Raw genomic sequence first — 23,042 nt, forward strand, 5'->3', positions numbered from 1 at the left:
CTATTCTTGTTGTTTGTTACGTACTTCGGTCATCATCCGCCGCCGTGTGTCAATATTGGTACAATATATTTTTAGGAGTAATTGCTATAGCGATGTCCGTAAATCGCTTCAAAATTTAAAGTAAATTGTGTTGATGCTTGGTTCATGTGGAGAGATACCCTTAATCCTCCCTGAACGCACGATTGAAGCTGTCTGTAATTGGGGAAACCAGATAATCGATCGCCGAGCGCGGCTTGTGCACGATCAGCACCTCGGCGGGCATGCCTGGATAGAGTCGTATATCGGGATTCGCGGCGAGCGACTCCGGCACGATCTGCGCCCGTGCCACGTAATAGGCCACGTTGGACTTCTCATCCACCGACTGGTCTGCGGCGACATAGCTAATCTTGCCGTCGACCGGCAGATGGGTGCGCTGGTTATAGGCGGTCAGCCGGATCTGCGCCTTGGAGCCGATCGCGATGCTGTCGATGTCGCGCGTGCTGACATGCATCTCCACGAGCAACGGCTCATCCCCGGGGACGATGTCGAGCAGCGGCTGGCCCGGCGTCACGGCGCTGCCCGACGTGCGCAACTGGATATTGGCGACGACGCCTGCCTGGGGCGCGCGGATCTCGAGGCGACGAAGCACATCCTTCGCGGCCGTGATCCGCTCCTCTACATCCGCAAGCTCAAGGCGCGCCGTGGTGATCTCGCCTGCGATCTCCGACTGAAAATCGCTTTCGATACCGATCAACGCAAGTTCGGCACCCGCCATGGCCTTCTGCGCCTGCGCCTTGTCACCGGCAAGCTCGCCGCGCGTTGCGGCAAGCTCGCTGAGCTTGGCGTCGATCTCGATGAGCTTCGAGCGCTGCGCAAAGGCCTTGTCCACCAAGGTGGCGATTGCCGCCCGCTGTTCATTTACGAGCTCGATCTGGCGGTCCGTCGCCTGAAGCTGCGCGCCGAGCGATTTCGCCTTCTCCGAATATTCCTCGATGGTCTTGCGCTGGATCTCTAGCCGCCCGTTCTTCGCCTCGCGTCGCTTCTCAAAGAATGCCGTTTCCGCGGCGATGGCGTCCTTAGCGGCGGCATCGCCGGCGCCGGCGAGATCGCCGGGAAAGCTCAATTCCATTGCACCTGCCTGCTCTGCCCTGAGGCGGACCAGTTTCGCGATCAGGCCGACGCGCCGGCTTTGCAATGCCTGCAGGTCGGAACGGGCGCGCGTATCCTCGAGCTTGATCAAAGTCTGCCCAGCGGCGACATGATCGCCCTCCTGGACGAGAAGGCGGCTCAGGACGCCGCCCTCGAAATGGCTGACCGTCTTGCGCTTCGAATCGACGACGATGGTCCCGCTGGTAACCGACGCGCTGCTGAGTTCCGTAGAAAACGCCCAGCCGAAAAAACCGCCGAAAGCGACCAGGATCGTCGCCAGTCCCGCGATAACGAGGCGTCGGACGGGGGAATGAGTGCTCTCGGCAAGCTCGAGTTCCAGCGCACTGACGTGCAGCGGCGGTGCGGCGCTCACGGGCAGGCGGCGATCTGGATTGCCGGTCGGGGCCAAGGGCTGCATATCGACACTCGCGGGCAATGTAGGCTTGCTCGTCATGAAGCGGTTCCTTCGCGTCGTGTTTCGCCGGGCATCATGGACGCGACCACATCCGTGCGGGGGCCGAACTGGGCAATGCGGCCGCCTTCCAGTACGAGCAGTTTATCTGCGACCTGCATGATCGCTGGCCTGTGGGCGATGATGACGACGATGGCGCCATCGTTGCGCGCATGGTCGATCGCGCGGATAAGAGCCCGCTCGCCGATCGCATCGAGATTGGCGTTCGGTTCGTCGAGCACGATCAGGCGCGGGCGGCCGTAGAGGCATCGAGCAAGCGCGATGCGCTGCCTTTGCCCGCCGGAGAGTGTCAATTGCCCATCACCAACCGGCGTATCGTAGCCGAGCGGCAGGCGTCCGATCATGTCGTGCACGTCGGCAAGCCGCGCCGCCTCGAGCACCCTGTAAGGGTCGCTCTCTTCCATGCGGGCGATGTTTTCGCGGATCGTCCCTTCGAGCAGGGAAACCGACTGCGGGAGGTAGCCCGTCATCTGCCCGAATGAGCCGCGCTCCCAGAGATAGACGTTGTTGCCGTCCAGGAATACGCCGCCCGTCGTCGGCTTCTGGATGCCTACGAGGAGCCGCGCCAAAGTGGATTTGCCGGCGGCGGAAGGCCCGACGACGCCCAGCACCTCACCAGGCGAGAGGGAGAAGGAGACGCCCTTGATGATCGGAACGTCCAAGCCCGGCGCGGCATAAACCAGCTTGTCGACGACCAGGTCCCCTTCGGAGCGCGGCGTCGGCATCGTCTGACGGACTGCAAGGTCTTCATTCAGTGCGGCTTCGATTCGGCGCCAGCTTGCGATTGCCAATACCCATTGCCGCCAGTTCTCGATGACCGAATCGAAAGGTATGAGAAGGCGCCCGACAAGGATGGTCGTCGCCATCATCGCACCGGGCGAGATTTCCTGCCGCATCACCAGAAGTGCACCGGCGCCGAGCGACGCCACCTGTATGGAAAACCTGAGGCTGCGCGTTATAGAGGCCATCGCCCGGCTTCTGCTTCCACTGGTTTCCAACACGCTAAGCGCGTGCAGCTGCGCCGCGCGCCACCGTTTCGCGAGCGCAGGCAGCATGCCCATCGCTTCAATGGCCTCGGCGTGACGTAATGTCGCACCTATTTTCGACACTGCCTCAATATTAGCCTGGCTTGCCTCTTTCATGAGCTGACGCGTCAAGAGATCGGTTATGAGGCCGCAGCAGACAAGCACCGCTACTGAAACCGCACCGATCACCCCGAAGAGGGGGTGCAGCAGAAAGAGAACGCCCAGGAAGATGGGCGACCAGGCGGCGTCGAGAGGGGCGCTGACGGCCGACGAGGTAAGGAAACCGCGCAGCTCCGTGAGGTCCCGCAGCGACTGTGCCGCCCGGGTAAGTCCCTGACCGGCGGAAGCCTGCACCGCGGCCGTAAGGACCGGCAGGTTCAGCGACCGCACGACGGAGCCGCCCATCGCCTGGAATGTGAGGGCGCGGATGTAGTCGAGGACGCCCAAAACAACGAGCGCGCCAAGGGCCAGGATGGTCAGCATGACGAGCGAATCCATGCTCTGACTGTTCAACACCCTGTCATGTACCTGCATCATGTAGAGGGGCATGGTGAGTTGCAGGAGGTTGATGCAGGCGCTGAGCAGAGCTGCATAAAGAAGCGTCACGACGAATACACGCCGTGCTCGCAAGACCAGCAGCTTAGGGTTGATTGTTCCATTTTGCGTCGATGCCGGGCCGATTTGACCCTTGCTAATCATATTATTTCGAACAGTATCACGCATGGGCGATTTTCTGCATATAAGCATCCGCGGGGTTGAGGAGCGATCCGGTTCAGATTCACTCAAATCACAGTATTGCTGGGATCAGTGTGACACAATAAAGATCGCTTGCTCAAGACATGCAATTCGGGGACTGGGGCGTCATGAAATTTGCTTCAATTTTTGAAGTAAATTCCCGGATAATGAAGTAAATTCCCTAATGGAGAGAGGAATGAATCACAGGATTCTCTATCCGTTCGCAGACTTCGGAGATGCCATGGTGGTCCAGCCCGAGGGTGATACCACCAGGAATACTCCGGACCCCGGGCGCGATCAGGACGGAGACAGATCTCTGATCACATATTTCGAGCTGGCGCGTGTCATGGAGCGGGCGAGCCGGCGATTTTCCGGGCTGTTGCGCACGGAACTGACCAAGCTCGGCGTCGACGACATTGGGTCGGCGCAGGCGATGGTTCTTCTGGTCATCGGTGAGGCCGAACTCTCGGTAGGAGAGCTCCTCGACCGCGGCCATTATGTCGGTTCCAACATCTCCTACTACCTCAAGCAGCTCGCCGACGGGGACTATATCGACCGGATCGCCTCCCAGCGTGACAAGCGGTCGGCCCGCATCAGGCTGTCTGAGAAGGGGAGGCAGCTCTGCACTGCCCTGCGGGAAGCGGCAAAGTCCTATGAGCGCGCCCTCAGCCATGGAGAGCAGGATCGACGGAACCTCGAGACCGCCTTCCAGACGCTGCACCGGCTCGAACTGGTCTGGGGCAATGCCGCTCGCTACGGCATTTGACGTGCCTCCAACGCATAATCCCAGCGCGGGATGAGGAAAAGTGCGTGCGGTTTTCCGCCCGCATCCCGCGCTAACTCATTGGAATCGATCACGTTCATGATTTCAGGTCGATCCGACCTAAAATCATCGTGATCTAGTGGGCGAATGGTCAAGAACATGCATGTAGCGTTTGTACACCGTCGTGGTTTTGGCCAGTTCGCCGCGCTGGCTTCTCATCTGGCCGAGGCGGGAAGCGAGGTGACCCTCGTCACCGAAACTGTGGATCAGAAAATTCCCTCTGTTCGGGTCGTTCGACATCGAGCGGAGCCCGGTCCGCGCGCGCATCCGCAGATCGCGCGCCATTTGGGTGTTCCCGACCATCACGTGCGAATCGGACATCGGGTCGCCGAGACCTTCGAAGCCATGGCGCGCCTTGGCCAAGTCCCCGACATCGTCCTCGGCCATATCGGCTGGGGCAGCATGATGTTCGTAAAGGATGTGCTGCCACGTACACCCGCACTCGGGTACTGCGAATTCTTTTATCGGGCGGAGGGGGCGGATGTCGGCTTTGCCCCTGACGATCAGCCCGATTCGGAGACCCGCAAGAGATTGCGTCTTCGCAACGCCGCGCAGCTCCTGTCGCTCGAAGCGGTGGACGGAGGCATCAGCCCGACCAATTGGCAGAGGAGCCTCTATCCTTCCGATGTACGGCACCGCATCGCGGTGTGCCACGAGGGGATCGACACACGGCGCTTCCGCCCCGATCCGACAGCTTCGCTGAAGCTTCCGGACGGGCGCGTGCTCAAGGCCGGCGCCCCGCCAATCGTCACATTCGTCGCACGCGACCTGGAGCCCTATCGCGGATTTCCGCAGGCGTTGGAGGCCGCCGCCAAGGTCGTCCGGCAACATCCGGACGCGCTCTTCGTCTTCGTCGGCGGCGACGGCGTGAGCTACGGTGCGCCGCCCCCGGGCGGGGGCTCCTGGAAGGAGCACCTTCTTCAATCGCTGGACGTCCCGCGCGACAGGTTGATCTTTCCCGGCGTCGTGCCCCATTCCGTGCTGCGCCAGCTCTTCCGGATTTCAGCCGCTCACCTTTACCTCACTTATCCCTTCGTTCTGTCCTGGTCGGTCGTGGAGGCAATGGCTTGCGGTGCTCTGGTCATCGGATCGGATACCGCACCGGTCCAGGAGGTGATCCGTTCGGGCCGGAATGGTCTACTGGTCCCGTTTTTTGACACGGATGCGCTCGCCGAAACCATTCTCGACGTGCTGGCACGGCCGGACGCTTTCCACGAATTGCGCGCCGCAGCGCGCAGGACGGTCGAGCAGCGGTTCCGGCTGGAAGATTGCCTCGCGCGTCAACTGGCATTGATCGGCAAGGCAATCGGCGAAAGCGCGCCGCTTTCGATGCAATCGCAGTTTGCTTGAATATTGCTTCAACTTTTGAAGTATAATAAAAGTCTAGATCTCAAAAAATTCTTATTGTGCGCTGCAGAAAACCTAGATATGTTTTCCGAGATGAATTCGGCGAGTGAAGTTATTCATTTGTCATGAAAATTTCATCTTCCGCATAATACGATTCTTCTGAGGTCGCTGCGTGCAAGAGTTGATGTCTTCTAGTATTAGGCAATCGCCGACGAAACGAAGGCTGATCGTGGCATCTGATCGGGACCGGGCAAATGTCGAAGGGAGCGGCATCGAGCATCTGGTCCATTTCCTTCAGGCGGATACAGGCTCCCCGTCTCCCCTGCAGAACGCGTTTCCACTGATTGCGCTCGCCTTCTCGGGCGAGGGAGAGGCCCACCTGAGAGAGGGGCTTGCCGCTGTCCACGCGCTCGGAACGGTTCCCGAGATACCCGTTCAAAGGATTGATGCGAGCAACCGGGCGGAGAGCTTGACGCTCGTTCATACCCTGATGGAGGGCGGGATAGGACGGCTTGCCCGGTTCACCTCTTCGATCACATCCGAGCTAGCCATTCTCCGGCGTGAGCGCGAAAGCCTGCTCGAGAACTATCGTGCGATGGAAGACGCGTTCCAGGCGCGCAACTGGGAGCCGGTTACGGAGGTCTTCGCGCACGACCCCTATGTCGATCCGAAGGACGAGGGGATCGGGCAGCTCCTTGCAACCGGCTACGTCGAGCAGCTCTTGCCGGTCTCCAGCCATGGCGTTGCCGGCGTGGCGCTTCACCTCCATTCCGTTCCGAGGGACGGCGGCGAGCTGGTGGTCGTGCTGGGCTATGTAGAGAACGGCGAAGGCGTGGCCGAGTGGGTCGTGCCATACACGCAGCTTGCCGCAGGCTGGAGTTTCTTCGCGCTGCCGCGAGCTTGCGGAGGCGGAGCAAGGACATTGCGGCTTCGCGTCTCCACAACCGGCGCGGAGATGGTTGGGCTTTCGCTCGGCTATCCTATCGCGAGCGAGCGCTACACGGCCCAATCGGAGGCGCCCCATCCCGATCTCGATCTGCGGCCTCTGGCGTTCCGGGTGTTTACGGGGTTGCCGGGCGTCAGGCCGACCCGCATGCCCAACATGATCGCGCCCACCGCCTTGCTCGACGGCCACTTCATTGAAGACTATAGGCTCGCGGTCGACCTGTTGAGCCAGATCGTCGATGTTTCCGTGACGCCGATTGTTCCGGAGTTCCAGACGGTTCGCTTCCTAGAGCACGAGCACGCGGTGGTGTGCCATCCGCTGCCGAGCGGCATTTCGGCCGGCACCATTGGCCGCGCCGTGGAGCCTGGCACGATATCTTTCTCGGCGAGCGCCGTCATCGACCATCCGCAGGGCGCGCCCGCGGCAGTGAGTTTCCTGCTCGCTCCGGCAAATTCGAACGCGCGCTCCGAGGTGGCGGAACTTGCGCGCAAGGGTGCGGCCAAGCCTTCGGCGTTTTTCAGCGGCTGGCGCGAGGTGACCGCCCAAAAGGCGATCAACATCAACTTTCAGTTGGACGAACCGGTGCGTGCGCCCATGGATCTTATGATCCTCAGCCGCGCGGTGTCGGATTCCGTCGATTTCTCCTGGCTCAAAGTGTCCGGCTTCCGGCTGGTGAAGCAGTCCGCAGGAGCGTCCCATGTCAACAAATAGGGACATGCCGGATCTGGTCGCGGTCGCGATGCCGCTCTACGGACACGCCGCGCTTGCTCTCGAGGCGATCGAGTCGGTCCTGGCCTCGGCACTTTCCGAGTGCAGGATCGCCATCGTCGTTTCGGTCGATGGCGATCCGCGGCACGAGACATTCGACCAGCTGCTCCTCTATGCTGCGGCCAATCCAGCCGTTCATGTGCTTTTCGGCGCGAATGCGGGGCCGGGCGGAGCTCGTAACCGGGCGATCGACTACGTGCTCGAAAACCTGCCCGAGGCGGGCGCGGTCTATTTTCTCGATGCCGACAACCGCGTCTTGCCGGGCACGGTCGAAACCCTCTACCGGCAGCTTCGCTCGAGCGGTTCCGGCTGGGTCTACACCAACATCGATACTTTTTCGGTGAGCTGGCGGGCGCATTACGGCAACCGCTACTCGCGGCTCGTGCACTGCATCACGGACAATATCTGCGATACGGGCTCGATGATCTCGATCGACGTCTTTAGGGCAGGCGTCCGCTTCAACGACGACCGGCAGAACGGTTTCGAGGACTGGGAGTTCTGGCTCTCCTGCATCGAACACGGATTCGTCGGAACGCCGTGCCACGATACGACCTTCGAATATAGGCTCCGGGCCGAAAGCCGTTTCAAGGAAGCGAACCGCGACCGCGCCGCCTCGGTCAGCTTCCTCAGAAAGCGCCACAGGGCTCTGTTCCAGCGCCCGATGCTCGTCGACTTCGAGCACGAAGAATGCCCCCGCTACCTTTTTGCGCGAACGGAAGACGCAGCGATTTCGTTCTTTACGGATCCAACCAAGGAGCCCGCGAGGCCTCGTCTCGACGACATCATCCCGGCATTCTGGGCGAGTATCGGGGAGCCGGACAACGTGCACTTCCCGCCATTCCTCATGGCTGGAAGCGGGGCAACCCTCGATCTTCTCTTGCGGTCGCGCATGCTGCCGAATGTGCTTTCCCACCTGGAGCGCCTGAGCGAGAAGGTCAATGTCATCTTCGTCCAGCTCGGCAATGATGCGGCGCAGCGCAAGATCGAGCCTATCTTCCTGGAGGCAGGGACCCAGAACGTCGCGCACGCCGATCTCATCTTCCTGTCGACCTCGCTCGTGCGTGACGTGATCCAGAACAACGCGCTCGACTGGTTCGCCTCGATCGGCCAGCAGCAGGTATGGCCCACATCGGCGGTCCTGAAGGTGCGGTTCCCGTTCCCGCGGACCCTGCCGCGTCGCTCCCACATCACGCCTCAGCAGGTGATGATAAATTGCGTCAATGCAATCGCGACCAGTCCCTTGCGGCGGACGGCCGGCAGGCGCTGGACGTGGCGCCCGGCGCGGCTCGTGCCTTATGCGGAACTTCACAAGGCGCTCCGCCATGAAGTCGGAGGCTCGCCCGTCCTGCCGCTCGGGCATAGCGAGAACCGCAAGCGAACCGCAGCGCTGCTCGTGCCGAATGCGTCGTTCGGCGGCGCCGAGAAGGTCGTCTATGCAGCCGCGCGCGAACTGAAGGCGGCGGGCTACGAGACCCACCTGTTCGTGCTCGGCACGTCCAGGATGGACCTGATCGACGAATTCGATGCAAGCTTCGATTACATTCACTTTTGGGACCAGGGAATTCCCGCCTGGGGCGGCTCCGGCTCGTTCCTTGGGCAGGACTTCATAGCCGAGGGCCACGAGGTGGATTGGGCGGCGCTCAAAGGCCAGCTTTCCGGCTTCGACCTCGTCATCAACAACCATGTAATGGCCGTGCATCCGCTCATCGCGCGGTTGCGCTCCGAAGGAACACGCACGGCCTGCTACCTTCACGTCGTCGACAATACGCATTTCAAAAGGCCGGCGGGCCAGCCCTTTGCTGCGATTGCCCACGAGCATTGCTACGATGCGTTTCTGACCTGCTCGGAACAGCTCAAGATATACTTGCACAGCTTCGGCGTTCCCCTTGAGAAGACCTTCGCCGTGCCCAATGGCGCGAGCTTTTCCGTACCCCCCAAGATCCTGGCCGAGGTCCTGTCTGTAAGGCGGATCGAGCGCAAGGACGACCGGCTCAGAGTTCTCTATATGGGCCGGCTCGATCAGCAGAAGGGCATCGATCGGCTGGCTGCGGCAATCGCGGAGCTGCGTGCGTCGCGCGTCCCCTTTGACGCGCGCGCAATCGGCGGGGAGATCCTCGCCGACGCCAGCATGTCGTGGGCCGACAGGCTCAGGGAACTCGGTGTTGACGTGCGCCCACCTGTCTTTGCAAGCAAGGATTTGATCAAGGCACTCGGTTGGGCCGACGTCCTCGTGATGCCCTCGCGCTGGGAAGGCGCACCCTTGATGATCGCGGAGGCGCAGCAGCTCGGCTGCGTGCCGATCGCCACCGCGGTGGGCGCCGTCGACGAGCTCATAACGGACGGAGAAGACGGCATCCTGATCGATGCCGCAGCCGATCCGCAGGTGGTACGCGACGTGGCGAAGGTCATCGAGGAGGTGGCCCGCAATCGCCAAAAGCTCGCGCCGCTCATGGAGGGTTGCCTCAGAACGGCGGCACGCCGCTCCTGGGGCGCCTCCTTCGGGGAGTTCCTCGATTGGTGCGACCGCTCGGTCAACAATTCGTCGCTTTCGCGCGCCGCGGTCTCTCGCGGGCGCGAAACATCCAATCCCGAAGTAGCGGCCGTGGGCTGAAGGCTCCTGCCGATTTCAAGAAGAAGGGTCGATTGCATGCGTCCACGAATCCTCGTGACGGGAATTCCTGGTCACTACACGCGCCTCGCCAATGGCGCGCACGGGTTGTCCGTTTCCTATTCGGAGCGGCAGAAACAGCCCGAGACGAAAGAGGAGTTTCTTCAGGAGCTTCGCAACATCAGCAATACCGGAAACTACCTGATCGGCGAGGGGGCGCTGCGCGCAATCGCGCCGCATGCGAAGCAGGTGCCGTTCTGGCACCTCTACAATTGCAGCAAGAACGGAGTTGGTCTCGAGGAATTCAACAATAGCTTCGACATCTGCGTCTTTACCTGCGCCAATCTTCTGCGCAAGGGCCTCTCGGCAGACGCCGAAGCGGAAGTGCTGAGCAAGCTCAAGATGCCGATCGTCATGCTCGGCATCGGTCTTCAGAATCGCCGGGACCTCGAGAATAGCCTGCCGGAGGGAACGAAGCGGCTGCTCGATGTCCTGAAGGAGCGTGAGCATTATTTCCTGACGCGCGGATTTGAAACGGCGGGCTTCCTCAAGGATCAAGGCTTTTCCTACGTCCAGCCGACCGGCTGCCCTTCAATCTATTTCATGCCGCACAATATGCGCGCATCACTGAAGAAGCTGCCGGATGTGAAGGTCGGCAAGGCACGGACGATTTTCTCCGGCTATCTCGGCGCCAACCACGATGCGATCGTCGATGCCATCACCTTGGCACCCGAGGATTCGCGTCCGCAATATGTGATTCAGGACGAGTTCCTCCACTTCGACATGAAAGTGGAAGCGAATGGCGACGGCCGCGTCTACGACTCCGCCTCCGGCACGATGCTCGGCGAACTCAGCTACTCGGGCACGGAACGGCTGAAAACGCCATTCGACATACGCACCTTCTTCGATACCAACCAGTGGCGCGCCTGGGCGTCGTCCATGGATTTCAATTTCGGTCGGCGTTTCCACGGCTCCATCATCGCGATGCAGGCGGCGGTCCCGAGCCTGATGGTGGCGGTGGACGATCGGATGCGCGAAATGCTGGGCTATACCGGCTTGCCAGCCATCGATGCTGTCGATCTCGACAAGGCCGAAAACAGGGCCGAGTTCGTTGCCGATCACCTCACCGGGCTCAACGCATCGGAACTGGTCGACCGATATTCCGATCGCGAGCGCACTTTCCGTTCGGCGCTGCGCGAAATCGGCATCGGCCATTAGCTGTTCGCAAGAAAAAACTCAGGTGTATCGATGCGTATCTTGCTTACCGGAATACCTTCCTATCTGCAGCGAACCGTTGCCGGCGTATCCGGGGCGGACGTTCGTCACAGGCCCTATTTCGACGAGGTCAGGACGAAGAAGGACCTGATCGACCAGGTGCGGAAAATCGCCAACACCGGCAACTACCTGATCGGCGAGGGTGCCGCCCACAGCCTGCGCGGACATGACGTCACCTATGTGCCCTTCTGGCATCTCGCCAACAGCCGCGACTCCGGCGATGTCTACGAGCATCTCAACCGGGAATTCGACATCTGCGTGTTCGCCTCCGCGAATCTCTTGCGGCCCGGCTACTCCGCCGATCTCGAGGCGGAGGTGTTCGACAAGCTGAAGATGCCTGTGGTGGTCATGGGCATCGGAATCCAGCGCAGGGAAGGGCTCAAGGAAAAACTGCCGGCCGGCACCCTCAAGTTCCTGGAAGTGCTCAAGAAGAAGGAGAGTTTCTTTCTCACACGTGGCTACTTCACGGCCGAATTCTTAAAAGAACAAGGCATGAAGTTCGTGAAGCCGACGGGCTGCCCGTCGCTTTTCTTCGCGCCCAGCGAGATGAAGCGCTCACTCGCCTCTCTCGCCAATCCGGACCTGGCCGCAGCCCAGAAGATCGCCTTCGGAGGTTATCTCGGGAGCGTGGCCGATACGATCGTGGATGCCCATGCGCTGCTCAAGCCCGACAGCGTCGCAAGCTACGTCATACAGGACGAGGTGGTTGCCTACAATCTTGCCCTGCCGGGCGACGATGACGTCATGGTCTACGACCGGGCAAGCGGGCGGATCACCGGGCAGACCGAATACAAGCATTCCGAAAAGTGGCAAAGAAAGCACGAGCTCCTGGTGTTCTTCGATACCAACCAGTGGCGAAGCTGGATTTCGTCGCGGGATCTCTGCTTCGGTCGCCGCTTCCACGGCTGCATCATCGGCATGCAGGCGGGCGTGCCCGCGCTGATGATCGCCGTCGACGACCGCATGCGCGAGATGCTGGAGTTCATCGGCTTTCCCTATATGGAGGCGGCGATCTGGAACCGTGAGACGGATCGGCGGGCCTATCTCGCGAATTTCCTGTCCAAGATCGACTCGCAGGCGGTCATCGACCGCTACTCGGCCTGCGAGACGAATTTCCGCAGCGCTCTCGCGCATGTCGGTCTCTAGGCTCAAGCAAAGAGTGGCAGGTTCAGGCGCGGGGCTGCTTTTTGCCGCGCTGCTTGCACTCGCGCCGCTTGCGGAGCTGACGACCGCCTATGCCGTTCAGACATCGATGGCCCGCATTGGCGTCAACCGGCTTAATCTCGCCTGGCTGACCCGCAGCGAGCAGGAAAGGATATTGGAGGAGATCGCAGCGAGCGGCGCGACCAACGTACGCCTGTCGCTATCGCGGCCGGTAGACAAGAGCATCGAGGCGCTGGCGATCGCCAGCAGGCTCGGTCTCAAAATCCTTCTCGAGATCCAGCTTTCGAACAAGAGCTTCTATGCCGAGAGCGCCCGTCCGCGAACCGGCTTCGGTCGGATTTGGGATATCCACCGGCTATCCGATCTCGACCTGGACCAATACCGCAAGGGGCTGCGCGCGGCGCTTCAGCGTATCGATGCGTTGGGTATTCGCCTTGAGGCGATCGAGCCCGGAAACGAGATCAACTACGCCGCCTATAATGGCGATCTTCTCGTTCATCGGGAGCCCGGCGGTCGAACCCCGCGCACCGTTACAGATCTCAAGGACCGAGCCGCGTTCGAGCGGGGCCTCGATGTCTATGTTCAGGCCCTGGAGATCAGCCGTGAAGAAGTGCGCGCAACGCTGCATAGCCGCGACGCGGCAGTCATCAGCGCTGGTCTCTCCGACATGGCTGCCCAGGAGGCTGACAGGCGCGGGATGGAACGGCTCGACCCGCGCGAAGTCATCGCGCTTCTTCGCGATCGGGGTATCGACGGCCTTGTGGATGCTTATGGCATCCACATCTATCCGGGCCGGATCGCACCGGCGGCGCTGAACGCGCGGGTGACGAGCCTCCTCGATTTCTGCCTGGCTTCCGCCCTGGGTAAGCCCTGCTGGGTTACGGAATGGGGGATTGCCAACAAGGCACGTTCCTGCCCGATCGACGATCGACGACGGGAAAGTACGATCGGCGCCATGCGCGCGGCCTTTGGCGAATTGATGGAGGCAGGGCGGCTGACGGCGACTTTCTACTACGATTGGGACACGGAGCCTTCCTACAGCCTCTGGCGCTGCGGCAAGCTCAGTCCCGCCGGCGCCGCGGCGATCAGACCGGCCGAAAGAAGGGGCGCGAGCGCAAGATGACCGTGACACAAAAAGGTCGGACCTGCGGGCGGCGTTCTGCCGGATGCGCCAAGTTTACCGGAGAGACCGCATGAAGGGCATCATCCTTGCGGGCGGCAGAGGAACCAGGCTTTACCCTGTGACGATCTCGGTCTCGAAACAATTGCTTCCCGTCCACGACAAGCCGATGATCTACTACTCGCTTGGCATGCTTATGCTGGCTGGAATTCGCGACATCCTGGTGATCACCATGCCCAGGGACAGGGCCCTGTTCGAAGGTTTGCTCGGCGATGGCAGCGGCTTCGGCCTATCGATTTCCTATGCCGAACAGGCGGAGCCGAACGGGCTCGCGGAGGCCTTCATCATCGGCCGGGACTTCATCGGGGACGGTGCCGTCGCCCTGATCCTCGGAGACAATATCTTCTACGGCGCGGGCTTGCCCGAACTCTGCCGGGAAGCCGCGGCCCGCAAGACTGGCGCCACCGTCTTCGCCTATCGCGTCGACGACCCCGAGCGTTACGGGGTGGTGAGCTTCAACGGCGAGAGCGGGCTTGCCGAAACGATCGAGGAGAAACCGAAGCGACCGCGGTCGAGCTGGGCAGTCACCGGCCTCTATTTCTACAGTAACGATGTGATCGACATCGCCGCCTCGATCAGGCCGTCGGCGCGCGGCGAACTGGAGATCACCGACGTAAACCGTGCGTATCTCGCTCGAGGCGATCTTCATGTCTGCCGTCTCGGCCGAGGCTTTGCCTGGCTCGACACTGGCACCCACGACAGCCTGCACGATGCGGCTTCCTTCGTGCGCACCATCGAACACCGCCAGGGCATCAAGATCATGTGCCCCGAAGAGATCGCCTTCGAACTCGGCTATGTTTCGGCTGACCAGGTGCTGGCGCGTGCCGATCTGCTCGGAAAGAACGACTATACGACCTATCTCCAGCGACGGATAAGGGAGCTTGCAGATGCTTGAGTTACGCCCCCTCGGCCTCGACGGCGTCCTCGAAATCGTGCCAGGCAGACTTGGCGATGAGCGTGGCTTCTTTTCGGAGACCTACAATGCCTCGACGCTTGCTGCGCACGGCATCGATCTGACCTTCGTGCAGGACAACCACTCCCATTCCGTCGCGGTGGGAACGCTCCGTGGTTTGCATTACCAACTTCCGCCCAGGGCGCAGGCCAAGCTCGTCCGGGTCGTTCGGGGGCGGGTTTTCGACGTCGCCGTCGATATCCGCAAAGGGTCGCCGACATTCGCCCGCTGGGTCGGGCTCGAACTCTCCGCCAAGACGTGGAACCAGATTCTGGTGCCTGTGGGCTTTGCCCACGGCTTTGTCACCCTCGAGCCGGAGACCGAGGTCATTTACAAGGTGAGTGAGCACTATTCCGCGGAGCACGAGCGAGCGATCCGCTTTGATGATCCTCAAATCGGGATCACGTGGCCCGTGGATACGGACCGCTTGCGGCTGTCCGCGAAGGACCGGCATGCGCCGCTGCTGGTCCACTCCACCCCTTTTCAATTCGCGTAAGGAGATGGCGGCGATGCGGGTTCTGGTCACGGGCGGCGCGGGCTTCATCGGCTCTGCGGTCTGCCGGCACCTGGTAGCGAGTGGCGCGACGCGCGTCGTCAATGTCGACAAGCTGACCTATGCCGGCAATCTTGCTTCCCTGCGGGCAGTCGAGGGGCGGCCGAACTACACATTCTATCGGCTTGATATCTGCAACGAGGGCGCGCTGCTGGACATCATGCGCCGCGAGCGCGTCGATGCGGTGATGCACCTTGCGGCCGAGAGCCATGTCGATCGCTCGATCGAGGGGCCGAATGTTTTTGCCGAAACGAACGTCCTCGGCACGGTCCGGCTGCTCTCTGCCGCGCTGACCTATTGGTCCGAATTGCGGGGAGAAGCGCGCGAGCGGTTTCGCTTCCACCATGTCTCGACCGACGAGGTATTCGGCGATCTTCCCTTCGGTAGCGGGGTATTCGCTGAGGAGTCACGCTATGCGCCGTCGTCGCCCTATGCGGCGTCGAAGGCGGCCGCGGATCATTTCGTTCGCGCCTGGCACCAGACCTATGGACTGCCCGTGGTGCTCTCGAATTGCTCCAACAATTACGGCCCGTTTCATTTTCCCGAGAAGCTGATCCCGCTCACCATCATCAATGCGGTCGAGGACAAGCCGCTGCCGCTTTACGGATCGGGAGCGAACGTGCGAGATTGGCTCCATGTCGACGATCATGCACGCGCGCTGGAGCTTGTGATAAGGCAGGGGAGGCCAGGGGAGAGCTACAATATCGGCGCCCGGGCCGAACGCAACAATCTGTCGGTGATGGAGAGCATCTGCGATCTCCTCGACATTCGCCGACCGCGCAAGGGTGGCAAGAGCTATCGGGATCTCATCACCCTTGTCGCTGACCGGCCCGGCCATGACCGACGCTACGCAATCGATCCCTCGAAGGTTGAGCGAGAGCTTGGCTGGAGACCGAAGCGGGCGTTTGAGGCGGGTCTGAGCGACACGATCGATTGGTACCTTGATAACAGTTGGTGGTGGGAGCCGATACGGCGAGAACGTTATTCGGGCGCCCGCCTCGGAGGACGGCTTCGGAGCGTCACATGAGGATCGTCGTGACAGGTTGCAGCGGGCAGGTGGCGCTCAGCCTTGCCGAAAGAGCGCGCGAGAGGCCGGATCTCGACGTGGTCACGGTCGGGCGGCCGCACCTCGATCTGGCGCGTCCGGAGTCGATCTTGCCGGCGCTCGAGCATCGTCGCCCCGATCTTGTCGTTTCCGCCGCTGCCTACACAGCCGTCGACCAAGCCGAAGACGAGCTGGATCTGGCTTTCGCGGTCAACGCAGTCGGGGCGGGCGCGGTCGCCGAAGCGGCAGCCCGCCTCGGGGTTCCAGTTATCCACCTTTCGACAGACTATGTCTTCGACGGGTTCAAGGAAGGCAACTACGCGGAAGACGATACAACAGCTCCGCTGAACGTCTATGGCGCCTCCAAGCTTGCCGGAGAAAAGGCCGTGGCGGCGGCAAATCCCCGCCACATCATCCTGCGTACGGCTTGGGTCTACAGCCCTTTCGGCAAGAATTTCGTGAAGACGATGCTGCAACTTGCGGAGAACCGCGAAGAGATTGCGGTCGTAGCCGACCAATGGGGAAATCCATCCTCGGCTCCCGACATCGCGGACGCAGTGTTCAAGACGGCCGCCTTCCTGATCCGGTCCCGCCAGAATGACATCTCCGGGGTCTATCACCTCGCTGGCACGGGTAAGGTCAACCGGGCGGATTTCGCGCGCCACATCCTTTCGGCAAGTCGTGCTCGAGGTGGGCCGTGGTCACGTGTTCGAGGCGTGACGACGGAGGAATTTCCGGCGCGGGCACGCCGTCCTGCCAATTCGTCTCTCGCAACCGCCAGGTTCGCCGCAACGTTCGGCTGGACCATGCCTGACTGGCAGCATTCGATCGAAAGCACCATCGAGCGGCTTCTCCAGGCAAAGCACGGCTGACCAGGGTGGCGACGGGCACGTCGCGCCCGGCGATTTCCAAGGAGAAGTAGGTCGCCGACGTGCCTTCTCCTAAAGCTCCCGTTCCTTCACATACTCGGCGACCCCCGGTTCCAGAAGCCGGAGAATTGCCGGCATGCTCTGGTCCAAACCGGACGGCAGCTTTTCGTCCATGAGAAGCATGACGAGCCCGTGCACCAAGGACCAGGCCGCGATCGGGCCGGGATCGCGAATGGGATCTGACCCATTCCGGCCGGCCTTCATGGCAAGGAGTTCCAGGGCTTGGCGACTGGCCGTCGACAGGTGCTCGTTGCGCATGTCTATGTGCTCGTCGGAACCGAACATCAATCTGTAAAGACCCGGATTCGCCCTTGCAAAGTCGAGATATGCCAGGCCAAGATCACTGAGGCTTCGCGCGGGATCGGATGCGAGTGGTGCGATCAGATCCCTCAGCCGAGAAAATCCCACCGTGGCGATGGCCGACATCAGCTCGCGCTTGCTGTGAAAATGCGCATAGGGGGCAGCCTGGCTGACGCCGACCTGCCGCGCCACCGCACGCAAGCTCACCCCACCCGGTCCCTCGCGCTCGAGCAGCGCCAATCCTGCTTTGATCAGTGCGGTTCGCAAATCGCCGTGATGATATCCCCGAGCCTGCATTTCCGGCACAACTTGAATCATGATCTTGACACTGTTAAGAACGCCGCTATCTTAACACCGTTAAAATCAGGCTGTCTATCTAAAATTCAAGGCATCTTGCCTGATCCGCAGGCGTCGCTGCCGATCCTTCGTCACCTGAATCGGGGGAACGCCCATGTTTACAGATCTTGTTCTTGCCGGCGCCCACCACGTCCTGGTCTTTTTGCTAGCGGCGATCATCGCCACGGAAGCGGCAATGGTACGACCCGGATTGTCTGCAGCGGGCGTGAAACGGCTCTCCCGGATCGATGCGTATTACGGAGCGATCGCCGCCCTCGTGATCCTCGTCGGCGTCGGCCGCATCGTCTTCGGCCTCAAGGGATGGGAGGCTTACATCTATAACTGGGCGTTTTGGTCAAAGATGGCGGCCTTCGTGGCGGTCGGACTCCTCTCCGCCCGCCCGACGCTGCAAATCCGAAAGTGGCGCATGTCGGCCGACGATGAGGCTTTTACCGTCCCGACCGAGGAAATAGCCGCAACACGCGGGTTTATCATCGCGCAGGGCGCCATCTTTCCGCTCATCCCGATCTTTGCCGCGACGATGGTCCGATACGGCTATTGAGCTGTCGGTCGAATGTCTGCACGGCAATCCGTGGTCTATCTGCAAGCTGCTTAAGTATTGAGGATTTCCACGACCGTGACGTCGAAGACCAGATCCTGGCCGGCGAGCGGATGATTGGCATCCACCGTCACTTGTTCGTCATCAACCCTCGTAACGGTGAGCGCCATCTGACGGCCATCCGGCGCGGTCGCTTGGAGCCTGGTCCCGATCTCGACCCCTTCGGGAACAGCGGAACGTGGGACCATCTGCACCTGCGTATCGTCATGTGGGCCATAGGCGTCCTCTGCTGGAATGGCCACCGTGTTCATCTCGCCGACGGCCATGCCGCTGATCTCGCGGTCGAGCCCGGGAATGATCTGGCCTGCACCCACCAGGACTTCGAGCGGCTCCCGGCCCTGCGAGGATTCGATTGCCGTGCCATCGGTGAGCTTGGCGGTATAGTGAATGCGAACGACGTCGCCGTTCTTGACTTCAGTCATATCTGTCTCTCGATAGATGTTGAGGAACGTTTCGGTCGCGAGGCTTAAAGGCTCATCGCACCGGGCGACATGCCGGTCTCTGCCGACATCAATACAGCGTGACCTAGGGCGCTGACGGCAAATGTAAACCGGAGCGGGATGGACGCACAGAGAATGCGCCGGATTGCGTGACAGCTGCACCAACCCATGGCATAGGGATGCCCGCAACCCCACCAGGCTTCCTCCACATGATCCGTATCGATAATATCAGCAAGTCCAACAGTCACCGCATCCTCTACATCGAAGCCTCGGCCGCGTTGAACCGTGGCGAAAAGATCGGGCTTGTCGGTCCCAACGGGGCGGGAAAGACGACCCTCTTTCGGATGATCACCGGCGAGGAACTGCCCGACGAGGGACAGGTTTCCGTCGAGAAGGGCATGACGATCGGCTATTTCGATCAGGACGTCGGCGAGATGTCCGGACGGTCGGCCGTCGCCGAGGTGATGGAAGGCGCAGGCCCGGTCAGCGCCGTGGCGGCGGAGCTGCGCGAGCTCGAAGCGGCCATGTCGGATCCGGATCGAATGGATGAAATGGATGCGATCATCGATCGCTACGGCGAGGTACAGGCACGCTACGAGGAGCTGGATGGCTACGCATTGGAGGGGCGCGCCCGCGAGGTCCTGGCGGGACTGAGCTTCAGCCAGGAAATGATGGACGGCGATGTTGCAAAGCTCTCGGGCGGCTGGAAGATGCGCGTGGCACTCGCCCGCATCCTGCTGATGCGCCCGGACGTCATGCTGCTCGACGAGCCGAGCAACCATCTCGATCTCGAAAGCCTGATCTGGCTGGAAGAATTCCTGCAAGGCTATGACGGCGCGCTGCTGATGACGTCCCATGATCGCGAGTTCATGAATCGGATCGCCACCAAGATCATCGAGATCGACGGCGGCACGCTGACGACCTATTCCGGCGATTATGGCTTCTATGAAGAACAGCGGGCGCTGAACGAGAGGCAACAGCAAGCGCAGTTCGAGCGCCAGCAGGCGATGCTCGCCAAGGAGATCAAGTTCATCGAGCGCTTCAAGGCCCGCGCCTCTCACGCCTCGCAGGTTCAGAGCCGCGTAAAGAAACTCGAAAAGATCGACCGTGTCGAGCCGCCGCGCCGGCGCCAGACAGTCGCCTTTGAATTCCTGCCGGCTCCACGCTCCGGCGAAGACGTCGTCAACCTCAGGAATGTCCATAAGGCCTATGGCAGCCGGACGATCTATGACGGGCTCGACTTCATGGTGCGCCGGCGCGAACGCTGGTGCATCATGGGCATAAACGGCGCCGGCAAGTCAACACTGCTCAAGCTGGTCACCGGCACCGCCACGCCGGACAAAGGTAACGTGTCACTCGGCGCCAGCGTCAAGCTCGGCTATTTCGCCCAGCATTCGATGGACCTGCTCGATGGCGACAGCACCATACTGCAATGGCTGGAGGAGCGCTTTCCCAAGGCCGGACAGGCTCCGCTTAGAGCGCTAGCCGGCTGTTTCGGCTTTTCCGGCGATGATGTCGAGAAGCGCTGTCGAGTGCTCTCCGGCGGTGAGAAGGCGCGGCTGGTGATGGCCGCAATGCTGTTCGACCCGCCGAACTTCCTCGTCCTCGACGAGCCGACCAACCACCTCGACCTCGATACCAAGGAAATGCTGATCAAGGCGCTCTCGGCGTACGAGGGCACCATGCTGTTCGTCTCGCACGATCGCCGTTTCCTGTCGGCGCTTTCCAATCGAGTGCTGGAGCTCACGCCGGATGGCATCCGGCAATATGGCGGCGGTTATACCGAATACGTGGAGCGCACCGGACAGGAGGCGCCGGGCCTGCGCGGGTGAGGGCGGGCGCCGGTCAAGGGCCGACCATATGATCCTATGCCGTTTTGATCCATTTCCCGGTTATTTGAGCCACTTGCATAAACTTGTAGACAAGCAGCAAAGGGAATATCCACAAAGCTGCGCTAGACCGAATATCCTCAGGGAATCGGGAGCTGGATGAATGCAGAGGCAAATACCGTTCAAAGGGCAGAAGGACTGGCGGGTGGCGCGCTATGCTCTCGGCGGCGTTGTCGGCTTTGCTGTCCTTGCCCAGCTGTTGACTTATCTCAGCCTGGCGGCGCTTCCCGACAGCCCCTATGTCGCCGCCATGGTCAGCGCGGGGTTGGTATCGTTGCTGATGGGTATCCCATTGATCGTGGTCGCCGCCGTCCAGTTTCGGCGCGCCGAACGACTGCGGAATCAAATCAATCATCTTGCCGCACATGATGGCGCGACCGGTTGCGTCACCGGACGCGGACTTGTCCAGCACGTGAGTGGACTGGAGCGCCGGCGCCGCCGTTCGGGCGATTCGCTGCAGGGCGCCCTCATTCATGTGCGTATCAACAATCTCGACGACATGGGCGCGAGCTTTGGTCCGCAATGGAGCGACGAGCTTTTGCAATTCGTGGCCTCCACCATCAGCACCTCCATTCGCCGCGACGACATCGTCGCACGAACCGGACCCGCGAGCTTCGATGTGCTGCTCATCGGTGCCACTGAAGCCGAGGCTGACCATGTATGTGCACGCCTGACCAAGGCGTTGGTTTCTTCGCACTTCGCCGCGGACGGCAAGGGTGCCGATCTTGCGCTCAGCGTCGGCGGCGTTTTGTTCGACGGCAGCATCGACCTGGAACGGCTGCATCGCGCCGCGGCTTCGGGGAGTGTTACAGTGACCGCGGAGGCCGCTCAGGACATCGGATTTATGCGCCTGCCGTCAGCCTGATGCGTCTTGACCGTTACAACGTACGGGTGGTTTGTTCCTTTTTTGCAACATGGCGCCGCCAAAGCTTGAGCGCGACCTTGGCCCCCTAAAAATTAATGGCTCTCCTTTATTACCAATGTATTATTTAACGCAAATTTTGAGTGATTTTGATGCATGCTCAACCTGCGGGCGTGACGAGGGGGATTAATTGAAATTAGGTAAGACATTTAGGGGTGGACTGTTTTCCATTCTGCTCGCATCGACTGTGCTTGCTAGTGGCGCAACGGAAGCGATGACGCTGCGGGAAGCGCTCCAGATTGCAATCGTATCCAACCCCGAAATCGGGCAGTCGGTAGAGAATCGCGAAGCGATCGAGTTCGAGCTGCGACAAGCGCGTGGACTTTATTTGCCGAGCGTCGATCTGGAGGCGTCAACCGGCGCCCGCCACCTGGAGGATGACAGCCGTCGACTGGCCTCCATCGAGAACGACCCCCTCTACCCATCGGATGTCAGTCTGACCGTCACGCAGAAACTCTTCGATGGGGGCGGCCGGCGCGCAGAGCTGGAGCGCCAGGCGGCACGCGTCGACAGCGCCTCTTTCCGCGTCCTGGAGCGGTCAGAAACAATCGCGCTGCAGATCGTTCGCGAGTATTTCGAATACATCCTCCAGCAGCAGATCGTGGAAGAGGCACGCCGTAACGTCGGTGCCCACCAGTCGATTCGCTCCGACATCAGCTCGTTGATTTCGGGTGGCAGGCTGACCGAGGCGGACCGCCAGCAGGCCGACGAACGCCTGCTTTCGGCGAAGGCCCGGCTGTTGGAAGCCGAAGAGGCGTTGGATACGGTCAAGATCAGCTTCAATCGTCTCGTCGGCCAGCCGCTGACCAAACCGTCCATGCCAAAATCGGTCGCCGCCGCGTTGCCGCAGACACTGGAAACTGCAATCGGTATCGCGCGGACCAATAATCCGCGCATCAAGGCAGCCGACGCCGATATCAATGTCGCCGACGCTCAGGTCAAGGCGGCGAAATCGAGCATGCTGCCGGAGATCGTTGCCGAGGGGCGTATCCGCTCTGGAGTGGACATCGACGGTTCGACGGGCGATACCTGGGATGCTCAGGCACGTATCGTCGCGAAGTGGAACCTCTATCGCGGCGGTATCGACATCGCCAACGAACAGGAGCAGATGCGTCGCGCCAGCGAGCAGCGGCTCGTTTTCCACCAGGCGCATCGCGAAGTCGAGGAAGCTGTCCGGATCTCCTGGGAGCGCCGCGCCAGCCAATATGATCTCTCGCGCACGCTGAAGGCGCAGGCGCAAGCGAACGACCAGCTTGTGGCATCCTATCGCGAGCAACTCGCCGTCGGGCAACGTTCGCTGCTGGACGTGCTCAGCGCGCAGAACGCGCGTTTCAATGCAAACGTTCTTGCGAAGACGGCGCAGTACGCCGCCTTGTTTGCCGAGTATCGCCTGCTCGCGGCCACGGGCCAACTTCTCGCCACCATGGAAATCAAGGCACCGGCCCAGTCGGAAGCCTATGCGCGGAAGGAATTCAACGTTTCCGAAGCTCCCGCGACGGAGACCTACCGCCGCGTGCCTTCCCGCCAGACGAATGATCTGCCGCTCGACCTGCTTGCACCGATCCGGCAAAAGTGATGACCTTCGC

Annotated in this window: 19 protein-coding genes; 15 read left to right on the plus strand and 4 right to left on the minus strand. The window is 61.2% G+C overall.

All coding sequences use genetic code 11. The features are described 5' to 3' along the window. Positions 1-160: 160 nt before the first annotated feature. Both ILFOPFJJ_RS30595 and ILFOPFJJ_RS30600 read right to left on the minus strand, forming a co-directional pair. Entirely contained in the window at positions 161-1,582 is a 1,422-nt protein-coding gene (locus ILFOPFJJ_RS30595) for an HlyD family type I secretion periplasmic adaptor subunit (RefSeq protein ID WP_173514249.1), read from the minus strand. After that, the gene (locus ILFOPFJJ_RS30600) at positions 1,579-3,348 is read right to left on the minus strand and encodes a type I secretion system permease/ATPase (protein WP_173514250.1); all 1,770 of its coding nucleotides are present in this window, start codon (positions 3,346-3,348) and stop codon (positions 1,579-1,581) included. The genes ILFOPFJJ_RS30595 and ILFOPFJJ_RS30600 overlap by 4 nt, the downstream gene beginning before the upstream one ends. A 208-nt stretch (positions 3,349-3,556) precedes the next feature. Between ILFOPFJJ_RS30600 and ILFOPFJJ_RS30605 the strand changes: the two genes are divergently transcribed. From ILFOPFJJ_RS30605 to rfbD, 11 genes are all read left to right on the plus strand, one after another. Beyond that, complete coding sequence (locus ILFOPFJJ_RS30605) at positions 3,557-4,126, plus strand: MarR family transcriptional regulator (RefSeq protein WP_173514251.1); 570 nt, start codon at positions 3,557-3,559, stop codon at positions 4,124-4,126. 156 nt (positions 4,127-4,282) lie between these two features. After that, on the plus strand, positions 4,283-5,533 hold the full coding sequence (locus tag ILFOPFJJ_RS30610; protein ID WP_173514252.1) for a glycosyltransferase family 4 protein: 1,251 nt from the start codon (positions 4,283-4,285) through the stop codon (positions 5,531-5,533). A 181-nt stretch (positions 5,534-5,714) separates the two neighbouring features. Next, the gene (locus ILFOPFJJ_RS30615) at positions 5,715-7,187 is read left to right on the plus strand and encodes a DUF6212 domain-containing protein (protein WP_173514253.1); all 1,473 of its coding nucleotides are present in this window, start codon (positions 5,715-5,717) and stop codon (positions 7,185-7,187) included. Further along, a complete protein-coding gene (locus tag ILFOPFJJ_RS30620) occupies positions 7,174-9,855 on the plus strand; it encodes a glycosyltransferase (protein ID WP_173514254.1) in 2,682 nt (893 codons plus the stop codon). Before ILFOPFJJ_RS30615 ends, ILFOPFJJ_RS30620 begins: the two co-directional genes overlap by 14 nt. Before the next feature lie 36 nt (positions 9,856-9,891). Further along, the gene (locus tag ILFOPFJJ_RS30625) at positions 9,892-11,070 is read left to right on the plus strand and encodes a polysaccharide pyruvyl transferase family protein (protein WP_173514255.1); all 1,179 of its coding nucleotides are present in this window, start codon (positions 9,892-9,894) and stop codon (positions 11,068-11,070) included. Positions 11,071-11,100: 30 nt separating this feature from the next. Next, complete coding sequence (locus tag ILFOPFJJ_RS30630) at positions 11,101-12,273, plus strand: galactoglucan pyruvyltransferase (protein ID WP_173514256.1); 1,173 nt, start codon at positions 11,101-11,103, stop codon at positions 12,271-12,273. Positions 12,274-12,307: 34 nt separating this feature from the next. Beyond that, entirely contained in the window at positions 12,308-13,414 is a 1,107-nt protein-coding gene (locus tag ILFOPFJJ_RS30635) for a glycoside hydrolase (RefSeq protein ID WP_376741479.1), read from the plus strand. Between the two features lie 70 nt (positions 13,415-13,484). Then, positions 13,485-14,366: a glucose-1-phosphate thymidylyltransferase RfbA gene (gene rfbA / locus ILFOPFJJ_RS30640; protein ID WP_173514257.1), complete on the plus strand. Its 882-nt coding sequence runs from the start codon at positions 13,485-13,487 to the stop codon at positions 14,364-14,366. Beyond that, the gene (gene rfbC, locus ILFOPFJJ_RS30645; RefSeq protein WP_173514318.1) at positions 14,359-14,919 is read left to right on the plus strand and encodes a dTDP-4-dehydrorhamnose 3,5-epimerase; all 561 of its coding nucleotides are present in this window, start codon (positions 14,359-14,361) and stop codon (positions 14,917-14,919) included. Before rfbA ends, rfbC begins: the two co-directional genes overlap by 8 nt. Before the next feature lie 13 nt (positions 14,920-14,932). Beyond that, positions 14,933-16,003 carry a dTDP-glucose 4,6-dehydratase gene (gene rfbB, locus ILFOPFJJ_RS30650; protein WP_173514258.1) on the plus strand — a complete coding sequence of 357 codons (1,071 nt, stop codon included), beginning with the start codon at positions 14,933-14,935 and terminating at the stop codon, positions 16,001-16,003. Next, positions 16,000-16,893 carry a dTDP-4-dehydrorhamnose reductase gene (rfbD, locus tag ILFOPFJJ_RS30655; RefSeq protein ID WP_173514259.1) on the plus strand — a complete coding sequence of 298 codons (894 nt, stop codon included), beginning with the start codon at positions 16,000-16,002 and terminating at the stop codon, positions 16,891-16,893. Before rfbB ends, rfbD begins: the two co-directional genes overlap by 4 nt. 69 nt (positions 16,894-16,962) lie before the next feature. Here rfbD and ILFOPFJJ_RS30660 read toward each other — a convergent pair whose 3' ends face one another. Continuing rightward, complete coding sequence (locus ILFOPFJJ_RS30660; RefSeq protein WP_173514260.1) at positions 16,963-17,568, minus strand: TetR/AcrR family transcriptional regulator; 606 nt, start codon at positions 17,566-17,568, stop codon at positions 16,963-16,965. A 133-nt stretch (positions 17,569-17,701) separates the two neighbouring features. Between ILFOPFJJ_RS30660 and ILFOPFJJ_RS30665 the strand changes: the two genes are divergently transcribed. Beyond that, entirely contained in the window at positions 17,702-18,148 is a 447-nt protein-coding gene (locus tag ILFOPFJJ_RS30665; protein WP_173514261.1) for a DUF2214 family protein, read from the plus strand. A gap of 50 nt (positions 18,149-18,198) precedes the next feature. On the opposite strand, the gene ILFOPFJJ_RS30670 is transcribed toward ILFOPFJJ_RS30665, so the two are convergent. Then, positions 18,199-18,627 carry an FKBP-type peptidyl-prolyl cis-trans isomerase gene (locus tag ILFOPFJJ_RS30670; protein ID WP_173514262.1) on the minus strand — a complete coding sequence of 143 codons (429 nt, stop codon included), beginning with the start codon at positions 18,625-18,627 and terminating at the stop codon, positions 18,199-18,201. Between the two features lie 227 nt (positions 18,628-18,854). Between ILFOPFJJ_RS30670 and abc-f the strand changes: the two genes are divergently transcribed. From abc-f to ILFOPFJJ_RS30685, 3 genes are all read left to right on the plus strand, one after another. Then, entirely contained in the window at positions 18,855-20,477 is a 1,623-nt protein-coding gene (gene abc-f / locus ILFOPFJJ_RS30675; protein ID WP_173514263.1) for a ribosomal protection-like ABC-F family protein, read from the plus strand. A 160-nt stretch (positions 20,478-20,637) separates the two neighbouring features. Beyond that, positions 20,638-21,399, plus strand: coding sequence for a GGDEF domain-containing protein (locus tag ILFOPFJJ_RS30680; protein WP_173514264.1), 762 nt, complete (start codon positions 20,638-20,640; stop codon positions 21,397-21,399). Between the two features lie 187 nt (positions 21,400-21,586). Next, positions 21,587-23,032: a TolC family outer membrane protein gene (locus ILFOPFJJ_RS30685; protein ID WP_376741477.1), complete on the plus strand. Its 1,446-nt coding sequence runs from the start codon at positions 21,587-21,589 to the stop codon at positions 23,030-23,032. The last annotated feature ends 10 nt before the right edge of the window (positions 23,033-23,042 follow it).

It is taken from the genome of Sinorhizobium psoraleae, assembly GCF_013283645.1.
GTDB classification, from domain to species: Bacteria; Pseudomonadota; Alphaproteobacteria; order Rhizobiales; family Rhizobiaceae; genus Sinorhizobium; species Sinorhizobium psoraleae.